Origin of the sequence: Frondihabitans sp. VKM Ac-2883, assembly GCF_015350875.1 — a bacterium.
In the GTDB taxonomy this organism is placed as follows: domain Bacteria; phylum Actinomycetota; class Actinomycetes; order Actinomycetales; family Microbacteriaceae; genus Frondihabitans.
This window is the reverse complement of the sequence record NZ_JADKSF010000001.1, coordinates 554,053-567,818: the sequence shown is the minus strand read 5'-3', so window position 1 is coordinate 567,818 and position 13,766 is coordinate 554,053. Positions and strand designations below refer to the sequence as shown.

Genomic DNA, 13,766 nt, shown 5'->3' with positions numbered 1-13,766 from the left:
GGCAGCCGTGACAGCACTCCGAATCGGCACGAGAGGGTCGGCACTGGCCCTCGCTCAGTCGACCCTGATCAAAGACCGACTGGCCCAGGTCACGGGCCGCGATGTCGAACTGGTCACCGTCACGAGCGAGGGCGACACCTCGAAGGCCTCCCTGGCGACCCTTGGCGGCACCGGCGTGTTCGCCAGCGCCCTTCGAGAGGCGCTCCTCGCCGACGAGTGCGACCTGCTCGTGCACTCGCTGAAAGACCTTCCCACCGCGCTGTACCCGGGGCTGACTCTCGGCGCCATCCCAAAACGCGTGGATGCGCGAGACGCCCTCTGCGCGCGCGATGGGCTCACCTTCGACGCCCTCCCTGCCGGCGCCCGCGTCGGCACCGGGTCGCCACGCCGAGTCGCCCAGATCCGCTCCCGGCGCTCCGATCTCGATGTTGTCGACATCCGCGGCAACGTCGACTCGCGGCTCTCCCGAGTCGGCGACGACCTCGACGCCGTGCTCCTGTCGGCCGCCGGTCTCTCGCGCCTGGGGCGGCTCGACGTCGCCACCGAACTGATGCCTCTCGGCTTCTGGCCGAGCGCGCCGGGCCAGGGCGCGCTGGCGCTCGAAGTCCGCGAGGGCGAGAAGGCCGCCGATCTCGCCGCCGGGCTCCGCGCCATCGACCACCGCGAGACGCGTCTGATCGTCACCGCCGAACGCGAAGTGCTCGCCGGCCTCGAAGCGGGGTGCGCGGCGCCGATCGGCGCTTCGGCCGTGATCGACGCGGGCCTCCTGCTGCTGAGCGCGAGCGTCTATCGGCCCGACGGCACGGAGCGTCTCACTGCTTCGCACGGAGTCACGCTCGAGCCAGGCACCCTCGCGGCGCAGCTCGCCGAGGTGCACGACGTCTCGTCGCGGGTCGTCGACGAACTGCTCGAGAACGGCGCCGCCGACCTCGTGCCGCGCGGAAGCGTCACCGACCAGGGCGGCTCGGCATGACCGACACCCGCGCCAGCGACAAGCCGCTTCGCGGCGTCCGGGTGCTGGTGCCCCGCGGAGGCAAGTGGGGTGACAACGTCTCGGCCATCCTGCGCTCGTACGGCGCGAGTCCCGTGATCGCACCACTCATCAACTTCGCCCCGACAGCCGACCAGCACGAACTCATGATCGCGCTGCTCCGGCTGGAGGCCGGCGAATACGACTGGCTGGTGGTGACGAGCGCCACGACGGTCGACGTCCTGATCGGCAACAGCATCCGCCCGGCGCCCACGACCAAGGTGGCGGCGGTCGGCGAGACCACGGCGGCCGCGCTGACGCTGGCCGGGATCCGGGTCGACTTCGTGCCCGAGAACGACAACTCCGCGCGGGGGCTCGTCAAGGAGTGGCCGACCGACCAGATCGTCGGCCGGGTGCTGGTGCCGCAGTCCGAGATCGCCGAGCCCCGTCTCGTCGAAGGTCTCGCCGCGCGGGGCCTCGACGCAGAGTTCGTCGCCGCCTACCGCACGGTCGGGGTCTCGATCGACGCGAGCGTCAAGGCCGAGGTCGCCGACGGTTCCATCCGGGTCATCCTCGTGACGTCGGGCAGCGTCGCCCGCCAGATCGCCGAGCAGCTCGCCCCCCTCCCGCGCGACGTGCTCGTCGCGTGCATCGGCCCGCGCACCGCATTCGATGCGCGCGCCGCCGGGCTCCCCGTCCACGTCATCGCCGAGACCCGCTCCGCACCGGCGCTCGTCGAGGCCGTCGTCGACAACGCTCTGGCCGGCTGGCCCGAGCACACCGATCAGGTGACCCCCGGGTCGCCGAATTCCGAAAGCATCTGATGTCGCAGTTCCCACTGGTCCGAGGCCGCCGCCTCCGGGCCACCCCCGCCCTTCGCCGCCTGGTCGCCGAGACCCGCCTGCACCCCGCCGACCTGATCCTGCCGATGTTCGTCCGCGAGGGCATCACCGAAGACGCGCCGATCGCCTCCATGCCGGGCGTCGCGCACCATTCGCTCGACACGCTCAAGCCGGCCCTGCAGCGAGCCGCTGAGGCGGGCATCGGCGGCGTCATGCTGTTCGGGGTGCCTCTCGACGAGAAGAAAGACGCCCAGGGCTCGGGTGCCACCGACTCCGACGGGATCCTGAATGTGGCCACCCGAATCGCCGCGGCCGAGGTGGGCGACTCGCTCGTCGTCCAGACCGACCTGTGCCTCGACGAGTTCACCGACCACGGCCACTGCGGAGTGCTCGACGCCCACGGCTACGTCGACAACGACGCAACCCTCGAGCGGTACCGCGAGATGGCTGTGGTGCAGGCGGAGTCAGGATCCGAGCTGGTCGCCCCGAGCGGGATGATGGACGGCCAGGTCGCGGCGATCCGCGATGCGCTCGACGCACATGGCTTCGGCAACACGGCGGTACTCGCCTACGCGGCGAAGTACGCCAGCGCGTTCTACGGCCCGTTCCGCGAGGCTGTCCAGTCGTCGCTCGTCGGCGACCGACGCACCTATCAGATGGACAACGGCAACCGCCGCGAGGGCCTCCGCGAGGTCGCCCTCGACCTCGACGAGGGCGCCGACATCGTCATGGTGAAGCCCGCGATGAGCTACCTCGATGTGCTGGCAGACGTCGCCGCGACCAGCGACGTCCCGGTCTGGGCGTACCAGATCTCGGGCGAGTACTCGATGATCCAGGCCGCCGCCGCGAACGGCTGGATCGACCTCGACGCAGCCAGCTACGAGAGCGTCCTCGGCATCAAGCGGGCCGGGGCCGACGCGATCCTCACCTACTGGGCGGTCGACCTCGCCGAGCGCCTCACCGGCCGAAGCGATGCGAGCAGGAACCTCCGATGAGCCAGCAGAACACCAACGAGCGATCGTTCGCCCGGGCTCGTGCGTCGATTCCCGGCGGGGTCAACTCACCCGTCCGGGCCTACGGGTCGGTCGGAGGCACCCCGCGGTTCCTCGTGGGCGCCGAGGGTGCCTACGTGACCGACACCGAGGGCACGAAGTACGTCGACCTGGTCGCGTCGTGGGGCCCCGCCATCCTCGGTCACGCTCATCCCGCGGTTGTCCAGGCCGTGCAGGAGGCCGCCGCGCGCGGGCTCAGCTTCGGCGCTTCGACGCCGGGTGAGACCGAGCTCGCCGAGATCGTCCGCGAGCGGGTGAGCCACGGCGACCAGCGCCCCATCGGCAAGATCCGCATGGTGTCGACCGGCACCGAGGCGACGATGACCGCCATCCGCCTGGCTCGCGGCTACACCGGCCGCGACCTGCTCGTGAAGTTCGCCGGGCATTATCACGGGCACTCCGACTCGCTGCTGGCCGAGGCGGGCTCCGGTGTTGCCACTCTCGCCCTGCCCGGGTCAGCGGGAATCACCGAGGCGACCGCGGCGCAGACCCTCGTGCTGCCCTACAACGACCTCGACGCCGTCCGTCAGGTGTTCGACGAGCACTCCGAGCGCATCGCCGCCGTGATCGTCGAGTCCGCCGCGGCCAACATGGGCGTTCTCGCACCCGAGCGCGGCTTCAACCGGGCTCTGTCTGAGATCACGCGTCGAAACGGCGCACTGCTCATCGTCGACGAGGTCCTCACCGGGTTCCGGGTCGGGCCCGCCGGCTGGTGGGGCCTCGAGGCCTCGCAGGTCGTGCCCGACGGCGCCGGCTGGGAGCCCGACCTCATCACGTTCGGCAAGGTGATCGGAGGCGGCATGCCTCTCGCGGCTCTCGGCGGTCGCGCCGAGGTCATGGACTTCTTGGCCCCCCTCGGGCCGGTGTACCAGGCCGGAACTCTCAGCGGCAACCCGGTGGCCGTCGCCGCGGGCATCGCGACGCTGCGGCTCGCCGACGCCTCCGTCTACGAGCGGTTGAACGCCGCGGCCGAGATCGTCTCGCGGGAGACGAGCGCGGCGCTCTCGCGCGAGGGCGTAGCCCACACGGTGCAGCACGCCGGCAACCTGTTCTCGTTTGCCTTCAGCGACTCGGCCCCGAAGAACTACGACGACGTCCGGGCGCAGGAGGCCTTCCGGTACCCGCCGTTCTTCCACGCCATGCTCGATGCCGGCGTGAACCTCCCGCCGTCGGTGTTCGAGGCGTGGTTCCTGACAGCGGCGCACGATGATGCGGCGATCGGCCGGATCCTCGAGGCTCTTCCGGGTGCGGCGAAGGCTGCCGCCGCCGCCACGTCACCCCGCTGAGCCGGGTCGCCCGGGCAGGTTAGGCGCGTCGAGCGACCCAGCGGCCGGCACGGCGCTCGATCGAGAGCGGAAAGTCGAACGCACCCGACACGAGCTCGCTGGTGAGCACGTCGTCGGCCGTTCCCGATGCGAAGACCCGTCCGTCGCGCAGTAGCATCGCGTGCGTGGTCGACGCCGGAAGGTCTTCGAGGTGGTGGGTGACGGTCACCGATGCCATCGACGGGTGCCGATGGCGGAGGGTGTCGACCGTGTCGAGAAGGTGCTCGCGAGCCGCGACGTCGAGCCCGGTCGCCGGCTCGTCGAGGAGCAGGAGCGCAGGATCCGACACGAGCGCGCGGGCGATCAGGGCTCGACCCCGCTCGCCCTGCGACAGCGTGCTCCACCGGGCGTCCACCCTCGCGCCCAGCCCGACCGACGCCGCGAGATCGACGGCGTGCTGGCGCTCGGCCGCGGAGGCCTGCCATCGGGGCACGGGATCGCTCGATCCCGTCAGGCCGGTCAGGATGACTTCGCCGACGCTGTTGTCTCCGAGCATGCGATGCCTCGGGTCGACATGGCCGATGCGCGTACGGAGGGCTGCGAGCTCGACGCGGCCGAGTTGTCGCCCGAGGACGGCGACGGTGCCGCCGGACGGGTGCCCGAGCGCGCCGCACAGCGTCAGGAGCGTGGTCTTGCCGGCCCCGTTCGGGCCGATCAAAGCCCAGTGCTCGCCGACCCCGACTCGCAGGTCGACGTGCTCGAGCAGGTCTCGCCCGGCTCGGGTGACCCGGACGTCGTCCAGCTGTAGGACGACGCCCGGGTCGACGGTGGAGGTCAGCGGCTCGAGGTCGCTGCCGGGAACACGCCGGCGGCCGCTACCGAGGAGACGTAGTCGCCCATGCCGTCGATGGTGTCGAGGAACGCCTTGGCGCCGGCCTTGCCATCGCGGTCGTCAACGGCCTTGCCGAGCGCCTTCATCAGCACGCCGGAGATGTTGAAGGCGACGTCGCGCGAGGCGATTCCGAAGAGCAGGGTGGCGCGGTCGCCCACCGTCTCGAGCACGCGCTCGAGGCTGGGGCTCTTCGAGGCGGCCGCGAAGATAGACATCGCCCGCGAGAAGTTGACCAGGGCATCGGGCTTGAGGGCACCCGACTTGTCGCGTTCGACAGTGCTGAGCAGCGTCTTGACCTCTTTGGCCTGGGCCGAGGTCAGTGCTGGGATGCCGCGTCGGGCGACGATGCCCCAGACGTCGAAGGCCGTCGTCGTCGTGTCAGCGAAGTCATCCATCGTGGGCGAGATGATGCGCGTGTATCGGTTGGCTTCGATGTCGACGAGACCGTAGTCGGCGAGCTTGGCGATGGCTTCGCGCACGGGGGTGCGGGAGACGCCGAGCCAGCGGACGAGCTCGTCGTCGTTGAGGCGTTCGCCGAGTTCGAGGGTGCCGTCGCCGATGGCGGCCAGCATCTTGTCAAAGACGACGTCGCGGAGGAGGCGGCGAGGTGCGGGGGCCTCGGCAGTGGGTACGGGAACAGGCATGAGTGTCTTTCTGGCTGGCGGGCCGATTGTCGGGGGGAGAGGGTAGAGGTCGCGGTCAGGCGGGGTAGATTCCGCTTTCGCGGACGGCCTCGTAGAACTCGTGGAAGTTGTCCGGCTGGTTCGAGACGAGCTCGGCGGCGCGGTCGGCGTCGTTCGCCTTGATCGCCTTCGCGAGCTCTTTGCTGAAGGTCGCGCCCGGTTCGAACGGGAAGATGTCTTTCGCGCCTGCCCGCTGAAACAACAGCGCGGTCAGCGGCCCGGTCGCCGCCCAGAGGCGCGAGAGCATGGGGCTGTTCGCCGCGGTCACGACTCGAAGGTTGAAGGCGTCGAGCGTCGCGAGGTCTTCGCGCTTGTGGGCGGCGAGGTCTTTGGCGCGCTGGCCGAGGGCGTTGACGACGAAGGTGCGGTCGGCGTCGGTGAGGTTCGGCACGCCGCGCTTCATCACGATCGACCAGAGGTCGTAGCCCGTCCGGATCGTGTCGGTGAACTGCTCGAAGCTCGGGGCGACGACGCGGGTGTAGCGGTTGGCCTCGATGTCGACGAGGCCCTGTTCAGCCAGTTTGGCGATGGCTTCGCGCACGGGGGTGCGGGAGACGCCGAGCCAGCGGACGAGCTCGTCGTCGTTCAAGCGTTCGCCGAGTTCGAGGGTGCCGTCGAGGATGGCGAGGAACATCTTGTCGTAGACGACGTCGCGGAGGAGGCGGCGGGGTTCCTGGTTTTCCGGGGTGGGGCGGGGGACTGGCATCGGGGCTCCCTAGTACATCGAATCGGTGGTCGCCGGGGGACGACCAACGGTCAATCGGGCTTGACTGCTGCTGCACGGGAGCGGGTGCGGGCGGGCATGCCTCACCTTCCATGCAGTTGAATGTATCGAGTATCTCAGACTCTAGGATAATTGCGACCGGTTGTCGAGCCACCGCGCTCGTACTCCGGGCGGAGTCAGCGACGAACGTCGATAACCGTCCGGCCACGAATGCGTCCGCTGAGAATCTCGGGTCCGAGATCGATGGCCTCGGCCAGCGAGGCCTCCTCCGTCACGGAGTCGAGCAGGGCTGGGTCGAGGTCGCGGGCCAGTCGTTGCCATGCGGTTCGGCGAAGCGACAGTGGAGCCTCCACCGAGTTGATGCCGACCAGCGAGACGGCTCGGAGGATGAACGGGAGCACGGTGGTCGGTAGGTCGCTGCCCTGAGCGAGGCCGCAGGCGGTGACCGTTCCGCCCCATCTCGTCTGTGCGAGGACGTTCGCGAGGGTCGTGCTGCCGACGCAGTCCACCGCCCCGGCATACAGAGCGCGCTGCAGCGGTTTTCCGGGCTCGCCAAGCGACTCCCGCGGGATCACCGAGGCCGCTCCGAGACCCCGGAGGTAGTCCGTCAGCTCGGCTCGACCGGTGCACGCCACCACGCGGTAGCCGAGGCGGGCCAGGAGGGCGACCGCGATCGAGCCGACACCTCCCGTCGCCCCGGTCACCAGGATGTCGCCCGCGTCAGGCTCGACGTCTCGTTCGAGCTTCAGCACGCTGAGCATCGCGGTGAAACCGGCCGTGCCGATCGCCGCCGCACGCCGAGGAGTGAGTGCCTCGGGCAGCTCGACCAGCGACGCGGCATCGACTATTGCCCGCTCGGCGAAACCTCCGTGGCGCGTCTCGCCGATTCCCGCTCCGGTGAGGACCACCTGCTGTCCCGCGACGAAGCGCCCGGCTGCATCGCCCGCAGCGACGGTGCCGACCAGGTCGATACCGGGAATGAGCGGAAGGATCCTGGCGACCCCGCGGTCACCCCCGAGCGCCATCCCGTCTTTGTAGTTGAGGCTCGACCACGACAAGTCGATCGTGACCTCACCCGGGGCCGGTTCGCCGCCGCCCCGGAGGAAGCTGTCGTCGACCTCCCGGAGGGTCGCTGGTTCGGACTCGGAGACGACTACGGCGCGGGTCATGCCCCGACGCTACGCCAGGTGCGTCGAATAACGACGGGCACACCGCCTCTCGGCAGCCCCGACCTAGCCGAAGAGGATGGCGGCCTCGTCGTACCGGTTCTGCGGCACCACCTTGAGCGTGCCGAGGGCCTCCTCGAACGAGACGTGCTCGATCTCGGTTCCGCGGAGGGCGACCATACGGCCCCAGCGCCCCTCGGCGACCGAGTCGCTGGCGGCCATTCCGAGGCGTGTCGCGAGAACCCGGTCGTACGCCGAGGGCGTGCCGCCGCGCTGGATGTGCCCCAGGGTCGTGGCTCGCGTCTCGATGCCGGTCAGCTCTTCGATCAGCGGGGCGAGGCGCTCGCCGATGCCACCGAGCCGCGGACGGCCGAAAGCATCGAGGCCGCGCTCGGAGTGAGCGTCGTCTTCTTCGTCGGGAACGAAACCCTCGGCGACGACGACGAGCGGCGCCCGTCCGCGGTCGTACGCCGATCGGACCCACTCGGCGAGCTGCTCGACGCTGGTCTTCTGCTCCGGAATCAGGATCGCGTGCGCGCCAGCGGCCATGCCCGAGTGCAGGGCGATCCAGCCGACGTGACGGCCCATGACCTCGGCGACCATGCAGCGGCTGTGCGACTCCCCGGTCGTCCGGAGGCGATCCATCGCGTCGACGGCGATCTGGACGGCCGTGTCGAAGCCGAACGTGTAGTCGGTGGCGCCCAGATCGTTGTCGACCGTCTTGGGAACGCCGACGATCTTCAGACCCGCGTCGGTCAGTCTTTTGGCTGCCGCGAGAGTGCCCTCGCCGCCGATGGCGATCAGGGCGTCGATGCCCCGCCGCTCGAGGTTCTCGGTGATCCGCTCGACCCCACCGTTGCCCTCGAAGGGATTCGTGCGGCTCGTGCCGAGGATCGTGCCGCCCTGCTTGGCGATGCCCTGGATCTCTTTGCGGCCGAGAGGCACGATGTCCGACTCGACGACCCCCCGCCAGCCATCGCGGAACCCCACGAACTCCTGCCCGTGGATCTGGATCCCCTTGAGCACTGCGCCACGGATGACCGCGTTCAATCCGGGGCAGTCGCCGCCACTGGTCAGGATTCCGATTCGCATCATTGCTCTCCGTGGGTCGTCGCGGCCACCGGGTTCCGGCCGCACTCGCTCCATCATGGCCCACCGGCGTAATAGGGTCGAGGCAATGGCTCCTCCGGCAGAGAACGATCCGCGCCTCACGCGCTTCCGACGCGGTGCGCCCGGCGACGAGGCGCAGCACGTCGGCGCCCCGGGCCCGCCGCCCGTGCTGCCGGAGTTCGCCGGTCAGCTGGAGCCGGCCGCGACGGATCCTGCGCTCTCGCCGGTCGCGCAGGCGACCCCCCAGCCGCTGCCGTTCGCGCCGCCGGTGGCGCCGCCCGTCGACTGGGCTGCACCGCCAGCCCCTGACTCGTCGGTGCCCTCGCGCGAGGCGCCGTCGAGCGAGCACCTCTTCGCCGAGTTCGAGAGCGAGAAGGGTGCCGAACCGCTCTACGAGACTCCCGCGTACGACTGGATGCCGGTCGAGGTCGACCCCGGCCGGTCGACCGGAATCGCCTCGATCGCCGTCGGGATCTTCTTCGGCATCGTCGGGCTCTTCATCGGGGTCCACTCGATCCGCAAATCCCGAGCCGTGGGGCTCACGGGCGGCATCGGCATCGCCGGCGTGATCGTGTCCAGCCTCAGCGTGCTGCTGTTCGGCTCGGTCGTCCTGTCGTGGGTGCGCTACGAGGTCGAGCTGGCACAGCAGTGCTCACTCGTCGGCCCGGGGCAGTACTACACGTCGTCGGGCGACCTCGTGACCTGCAGCTAGCCCTCAGGGCGACCAGAGGGCAACGCATCTAGAGCGAGATCGTCTCGTTCTCACCGACGTTCTTGGGGTGGCCGCCGGTCGCGGCCGCCTTGGCGTACTTAAAGAGGGTGATCGCCTTCGGCTCGGTGCTCGTCCACGACTCGATGGTGTACGCCTCGACACGGAGCAGCGAGACCTGCGGGTCGTCGCGGCCCTGATCGAACCAGGCCTCGGCACCGGTGTTCCAGAGCTCGTCGATCTTCGCGGAGTCCTGTGTCAGCGACGCCGTGCCCGAGATCGACAGCCAGCCCTTCGACGTGTCGACGGCGACGTTCACCTCGGGGGTGGTCTCGATGTCGTGCACCTTGTGGCTGTCTTTCGCGACGAAGAACCAGACGTCGCCGTCGAACGGACGGTCGATCAGGGCCAGCGGGCGGCTGACGAGGTGCTTCTCGGCGTCGACGGTGGTGAGCAAGCCGATGCGCGCCTTGTCGAGCACATCGGAGACGGTCTGGAGTTCTTCAGCGGTGGCAGTCATGGCTCGGACGCTACGCCCGGGGTGCGTGAACCTCGCACAGCGGAGCCTCAGGCAAGTGCTCGTCGCAAACGACGAGCCGCACCCGGCACGACGGGTCGGAGCAGTTCTGGAGGTGCGAGGAGGGGGTGCCACAGAGGACGCAGGATCCGAGGACCTTCGCGTGGTCGCTGAACTCGACCTTCTCCCGTCCGTCGAACACGGTGAGCGCGCCCTCCCAGAGGCCGTCGTCGCCGAAGCGCTCGCCGTAGCGGACGATGCCGCCGTCGAGCTGATACACCTCGCGGAACCCGCGATCGATCAGGAGCGAGGAAAGGACTTCGCAGCGCACGCCACCGGTGCAGTAGGTGACGATCGGCTCGTCTTTGAGATGGTCGTAGCGGCCCGAGTCGATTTCGGTCACGAACTCGCGCGTGTTCTGGACGTCGGGCACGACGGCACCCCGGAATCGACCGATCCTCGCCTCGAATTCGTTGCGTCCGTCGAAGAAGGTCACGTCTTTCTCGGCGACGAGGGCGTGCAGCTCCTCCGGGCTCAGCCGCACCCCGCCTCCGACCACCCCGCCGCTGTCGACCTCGAGCTCGCCTGGAGCGCCGAAGCTGACGATCTCGTCACGGACCTTCACGCTGAGTCGAGGAAAGTCGTCGCCCTGACCCTCGCTCCACTTGACGTCGGCGTCGCGGAACGGTGCGTACTCACGCGTCTTGCGGAGGTAGCGCTTGACGTTCGGCAGATCGCCGCCCACCGTGCCGTTGATGCCCTGCCGAGAGATGACGATGCGCCCGGTCAGCCCGAGGAGCTCGCACAGATCGCGCTGCCAGAGCCGAATCGCCGCCGGGTCGGGGAGGGGGGTGAACACATAGAACAACAGGATCTTCGGGGTTGCCACTGCAGGAGTCTAGCCATGCCGCTCTCCCCGCCTGCAGTAGTGTGTGACATGTGTATTCTCCACCATTCGAGCAGTTAGGGAGCCCGATGCCGATACCATCACGCCCGACAGTCGATTTCCATCGGAGACTCCGAAAAGACGAGGTCTTCGACCGTCTGTTCCAGGCGATCCTCGACGGAACACTCCAGCCGGGTGAGCGAATTCGCGACGTCGAACTGCAGGAGTGGCTGGGAGTCTCGCGCACCCCGATCCGTCTGGCCATCGACCGTCTCGTCGAGATGAACCTGATCGAGAGCCGACCCAACCGCTTCACCCGGGTGAGCCCCGCGGCGCCCGGCCGGATCCCCGAGCTCCTCCAGGTGATGTGCGCCTTCTGGGAGCTCGCGACCCGCCTCACCATCGAGACCCTCGACGAGACGAGCGCTCTCGCGTGCCGCGAGCTGCTGGCCGAAGCGGCCCGGGCCTGTCGAGAGCACGACGGCTCCCGCGCCGAAGAGGCGGTCGAACACATGCGCCGCGCGATGTTCTTCTTCAGCGAGCACTCCGACAACGAGCTCCTCCGCGTTCTGGTCGTGCGGATCGGGGCCGCGCTCCGGTTCCAGATGTCACTGCAGGGCGATTCCATGGACAAGCTCCTGCTCGAGAGCGTCTTCGAACGGCTCGACGAGGCGGTCGAGGCGCGCGACTCCGCGGCGGCCCGGGAGGCGATCCGTCACGTGCAATCCACGGGTCGACGGCTCTGTGGAGTGACCGCGTGAGCCCCGTCCCCGGGGCTGCGCACTCGGCACGTACCCGTGAACTGCTCAGCGACGGCGCGCGGCGGAGCCTTCTCGTGGCGATCCTGAACGGCACCCTCGTGGCCGGGGAGCGCCTGCACGACGATGAGCTGATCCAGTGGCTCGGGGTCTCGCGCACGCCGATCCGCACCGCCCTCGAGCGCCTCGCCGAGGTAGGGCTGGTCGAGATGGCCCCGAACCGGTTCACGCGGGTCGCTGTTCCGACGCGGTCGTCGCTGCTCGAAACGCTGCAGCTGTATGCCGCCCTACACGCGTGGGTCGCAGAGGCGGTCGTTCCCGGTCTCGGCGACGACGATCTCGCCGAACTCCACCGGTGCTTCGGCCGGGTAACCGAGCTCGCGGCGCAACAGGGCGAGCACGCGTGGTCGCGCGCCGATCTCGCCCTCGTCGACGAGGCGGTCTCGTTCTTCGCCCACCGGACGGGCAACCCCCTGTTGCTCGACCTGCTCTTCGAAATTCGCGTCCGGTTGGCGTTCTCGTTCTCGAGCCTGCGCGCCTTCGGCGACGGGGCCGAGCTGACGGCCTTGGCCGAGGCTCTGCTCGCCGCAGCCGATCGGCGCGACGGCCGCGTCGTGGCCGACGTGCTTCGCGAACGGCTTTCCTGGCGGATCGTGCGCGTCGGTGGCAGCGGTTAACCTTCTGCCATGTCGACAATTACCGCTCCGGGGTCCGCCCCGGGCGGTGAGCCGGTTCGCGAAGTCCGCACCGTGTACGCGCCCCGCGATCCGGTTCATCTCGGCCAGACCGTGCGTTCACTCTCTCGGGGCGCCGGCGACCCGACCTTCCGCGTGGTCGACGGCTCGGTCTGGCGCGGTGTCCGAACCCCGCTGGGCGCCGCCACGCTCCGGCTGACGGCACGCTCATCCAGCGTCGAGGCGGTTGCCTGGGGCGCGGGTGCCGACTGGGTGATCGGCGCGGTCCCCGATCTCCTCGGCCACGGCGACGACTGGTCGTCGCTCGACGTCGCGGCCAACTCGTTCCTCGCCGACGCCTGGCGACGAAACCCGGGCCTTCGACTCACTCGCACCAATCAGGTGCTGCAGATGCTCGTTCCGGCGATCCTTGAGCAGAAGGTGACGAGCCGGGAGGCCTGGGGTGCCTGGCGCTATCTCGTCCGCCGCTTCGGCGAAGCTGCGCCGGGGCCGGTCGCCACCGTGCCGGGCCTGTCGGAGCTGATGGTGCCGCCCGACGCCTCGACCTTCAAGTCGATCCCGAGCTGGGAGTGGCACCGTGCCGGCGTAGGCCCGCAACGATCGGCGACGATCATGCGGGTGTGCGCGGTCGCGCCGGGCCTCGAGCGCACTCTCGCGCTCGGCCGAGGCGGCGACGAGGTGCAGCGAAGGCTGCGGAGCGTCGTCGGCGTCGGCATCTGGACCGCCGCCGAGACGAGCCAGCGGGCTCACGGCGACCCCGATTCACCGAGTGTCGGCGACTATCACCTCCCGGCCCTGGTCGGTTGGGCGCTGATCGGAAAGCCGGTCGACGACGACGGTATGCTCGAGCTCCTCGAGCCGTGGCGGGGCAATCGCGAGAGGGTGATGCGACTGATCGGGGTGAGCGGATTCCGCAAGCCGAGGTTCGGACCGCGCATGACGATCCAGGATCACCGCGGCCACTGAGTTCGAGCCAGCGCTCGGGGCACGGGGCGGCGTGAGCCTATGGCCGGGGGTCAGACTCCGCCCGGAGAGCTCCGAGCACCCGCTCCGAGAACGCAGACAACCGGTCGGCGTCGTCGCCCAGCAGGTCGACGAAGTAGCGCTTGATCGCCTCGTTGTGGCCGCGGCTCGCCTCCAGCATCGCGCGTCTGCCATCGGCGGTCAGCTCCACCCAGGTGCCGCGGCCGTCCGAATCGCAGTCGCTTCGGCGGACGAACCCACGCCTCTCCATCCGGGTGACCTGGTGGCTGACGCGACTCTTCTCCCAGCCGATCTGCTCGGCGATGTCGCGCACTCGGAGCCGCCGGTCACGGGAGCGGCCCAGGCCGACGAGCATCTCGTATTCGGGAGCCGAGACCCCGCTCTCTTCGTGCAGCTGCACTTCGAGGGCTCGATCGAGGCGTCGGCGCATCGAGTAGAAGGCGTCCCAGACGGCCCAGTCGTCTTCCGTCAATCCCTCGGCCATTCGCCCAGTGTAGGGACGGGGGTGCGGCA

At 69.5% G+C, this 13,766-nt stretch carries 16 protein-coding genes; 8 read left to right on the top strand and 8 right to left on the bottom strand.

Annotated elements, in window-relative coordinates:
- Positions 1-7: 7 nt before the first annotated feature.
- From hemC to hemL, 4 genes are read left to right on the top strand one after another with little or no spacing between them, the layout of a single operon-like run.
- Positions 8-973, top strand: a complete 966-nt coding sequence (hemC, locus tag ITJ49_RS02880) for a hydroxymethylbilane synthase (RefSeq protein ID WP_194601094.1) — start codon at positions 8-10, stop codon at positions 971-973.
- A complete protein-coding gene (locus ITJ49_RS02875) occupies positions 970-1,794 on the top strand; it encodes a uroporphyrinogen-III synthase (protein WP_123939997.1) in 825 nt (274 codons plus the stop codon). Before hemC ends, ITJ49_RS02875 begins: the two co-directional genes overlap by 4 nt.
- Positions 1,794-2,807 (top strand): porphobilinogen synthase, encoded by a 1,014-nt coding sequence (gene hemB, locus ITJ49_RS02870; RefSeq protein ID WP_194601091.1) that lies wholly within the window; start codon positions 1,794-1,796, stop codon positions 2,805-2,807. The genes ITJ49_RS02875 and hemB overlap by 1 nt, the downstream gene beginning before the upstream one ends.
- The gene (gene hemL / locus ITJ49_RS02865) at positions 2,804-4,150 is read left to right on the top strand and encodes a glutamate-1-semialdehyde 2,1-aminomutase (RefSeq protein WP_194601088.1); all 1,347 of its coding nucleotides are present in this window, start codon (positions 2,804-2,806) and stop codon (positions 4,148-4,150) included. The genes hemB and hemL overlap by 4 nt, the downstream gene beginning before the upstream one ends.
- Before the next feature lie 19 nt (positions 4,151-4,169).
- On the opposite strand, the gene ITJ49_RS02860 is transcribed toward hemL, so the two are convergent.
- The 5 genes from ITJ49_RS02860 to ITJ49_RS02840 form a co-directional block, all read right to left on the bottom strand.
- Entirely contained in the window at positions 4,170-4,847 is a 678-nt protein-coding gene (locus ITJ49_RS02860; protein WP_255521637.1) for an ABC transporter ATP-binding protein, read from the bottom strand.
- 116 nt (positions 4,848-4,963) lie between these two features.
- Positions 4,964-5,665, bottom strand: coding sequence for a GntR family transcriptional regulator (locus ITJ49_RS02855; protein ID WP_194601084.1), 702 nt, complete (start codon positions 5,663-5,665; stop codon positions 4,964-4,966).
- A 55-nt stretch (positions 5,666-5,720) separates the two neighbouring features.
- Positions 5,721-6,410, bottom strand: coding sequence for a GntR family transcriptional regulator (locus tag ITJ49_RS17480; RefSeq protein WP_228513897.1), 690 nt, complete (start codon positions 6,408-6,410; stop codon positions 5,721-5,723).
- 194 nt (positions 6,411-6,604) lie between these two features.
- Positions 6,605-7,597, bottom strand: a complete 993-nt coding sequence (locus tag ITJ49_RS02845) for an MDR family oxidoreductase (RefSeq protein WP_194601082.1) — start codon at positions 7,595-7,597, stop codon at positions 6,605-6,607.
- Positions 7,598-7,660: 63 nt separating this feature from the next.
- Positions 7,661-8,686 (bottom strand): 6-phosphofructokinase, encoded by a 1,026-nt coding sequence (locus ITJ49_RS02840; protein ID WP_055965393.1) that lies wholly within the window; start codon positions 8,684-8,686, stop codon positions 7,661-7,663.
- Between the two features lie 85 nt (positions 8,687-8,771).
- Here ITJ49_RS02840 and ITJ49_RS02835 point away from each other — a divergent pair, with 85 nt between their 5' ends.
- Entirely contained in the window at positions 8,772-9,416 is a 645-nt protein-coding gene (locus tag ITJ49_RS02835; RefSeq protein WP_194601079.1) for a DUF4190 domain-containing protein, read from the top strand.
- Between the two features lie 28 nt (positions 9,417-9,444).
- Here the strand turns inward: ITJ49_RS02835 and ITJ49_RS02830 are convergent, their stop codons facing one another.
- Together ITJ49_RS02830 and ITJ49_RS02825 are read right to left on the bottom strand one after the other, a co-directional pair.
- Positions 9,445-9,933, bottom strand: coding sequence for a pyridoxamine 5'-phosphate oxidase family protein (locus ITJ49_RS02830; RefSeq protein WP_194601076.1), 489 nt, complete (start codon positions 9,931-9,933; stop codon positions 9,445-9,447).
- Between the two features lie 10 nt (positions 9,934-9,943).
- Positions 9,944-10,819, bottom strand: coding sequence for a rhodanese-related sulfurtransferase (locus ITJ49_RS02825; RefSeq protein ID WP_194601073.1), 876 nt, complete (start codon positions 10,817-10,819; stop codon positions 9,944-9,946).
- 86 nt (positions 10,820-10,905) lie between these two features.
- Between ITJ49_RS02825 and ITJ49_RS02820 the strand changes: the two genes are divergently transcribed.
- From ITJ49_RS02820 to ITJ49_RS02810, 3 genes are read left to right on the top strand one after another with little or no spacing between them, the layout of a single operon-like run.
- The gene (locus tag ITJ49_RS02820) at positions 10,906-11,577 is read left to right on the top strand and encodes a GntR family transcriptional regulator (RefSeq protein ID WP_194601070.1); all 672 of its coding nucleotides are present in this window, start codon (positions 10,906-10,908) and stop codon (positions 11,575-11,577) included.
- Positions 11,574-12,251: a GntR family transcriptional regulator gene (locus tag ITJ49_RS17475; RefSeq protein WP_370544341.1), complete on the top strand. Its 678-nt coding sequence runs from the start codon at positions 11,574-11,576 to the stop codon at positions 12,249-12,251. The genes ITJ49_RS02820 and ITJ49_RS17475 overlap by 4 nt, the downstream gene beginning before the upstream one ends.
- A gap of 9 nt (positions 12,252-12,260) precedes the next feature.
- Positions 12,261-13,235 (top strand): DNA-3-methyladenine glycosylase, encoded by a 975-nt coding sequence (locus tag ITJ49_RS02810; RefSeq protein WP_194601067.1) that lies wholly within the window; start codon positions 12,261-12,263, stop codon positions 13,233-13,235.
- A gap of 37 nt (positions 13,236-13,272) precedes the next feature.
- Here the strand turns inward: ITJ49_RS02810 and ITJ49_RS02805 are convergent, their stop codons facing one another.
- Positions 13,273-13,737, bottom strand: coding sequence for a MarR family winged helix-turn-helix transcriptional regulator (locus ITJ49_RS02805; RefSeq protein ID WP_194601064.1), 465 nt, complete (start codon positions 13,735-13,737; stop codon positions 13,273-13,275).
- Positions 13,738-13,766 lie beyond the last annotated feature (29 nt).

Bases quoted from the DNA above. Each gene is read 5' to 3' on its own strand.
- ITJ49_RS02875 (WP_123939997.1), top strand. From the start codon at position 970: ATGACCGACACCCGCGCCAGCGACAAGCCGCTTCGCGGCGTCCGGGTG.
- hemB (WP_194601091.1), top strand. From the start codon at position 1,794: ATGTCGCAGTTCCCACTGGTCCGAGGCCGCCGCCTCCGGGCCACCCCC.
- hemL (WP_194601088.1), top strand. From the start codon at position 2,804: ATGAGCCAGCAGAACACCAACGAGCGATCGTTCGCCCGGGCTCGTGCG.
- ITJ49_RS02855 (WP_194601084.1), bottom strand. From the start codon at position 5,665: ATGCCTGTTCCCGTACCCACTGCCGAGGCCCCCGCACCTCGCCGCCTC.
- ITJ49_RS17480 (WP_228513897.1), bottom strand. From the start codon at position 6,410: ATGCCAGTCCCCCGCCCCACCCCGGAAAACCAGGAACCCCGCCGCCTC.
- ITJ49_RS02845 (WP_194601082.1), bottom strand. From the start codon at position 7,597: ATGACCCGCGCCGTAGTCGTCTCCGAGTCCGAACCAGCGACCCTCCGG.
- ITJ49_RS02840 (WP_055965393.1), bottom strand. From the start codon at position 8,686: ATGCGAATCGGAATCCTGACCAGTGGCGGCGACTGCCCCGGATTGAAC.
- ITJ49_RS02835 (WP_194601079.1), top strand. From the start codon at position 8,772: ATGGCTCCTCCGGCAGAGAACGATCCGCGCCTCACGCGCTTCCGACGC.
- ITJ49_RS02830 (WP_194601076.1), bottom strand. From the start codon at position 9,933: ATGACTGCCACCGCTGAAGAACTCCAGACCGTCTCCGATGTGCTCGAC.
- ITJ49_RS02820 (WP_194601070.1), top strand. From the start codon at position 10,906: ATGCCGATACCATCACGCCCGACAGTCGATTTCCATCGGAGACTCCGA.
- ITJ49_RS02810 (WP_194601067.1), top strand. From the start codon at position 12,261: ATGTCGACAATTACCGCTCCGGGGTCCGCCCCGGGCGGTGAGCCGGTT.
- ITJ49_RS02805 (WP_194601064.1), bottom strand. From the start codon at position 13,737: ATGGCCGAGGGATTGACGGAAGACGACTGGGCCGTCTGGGACGCCTTC.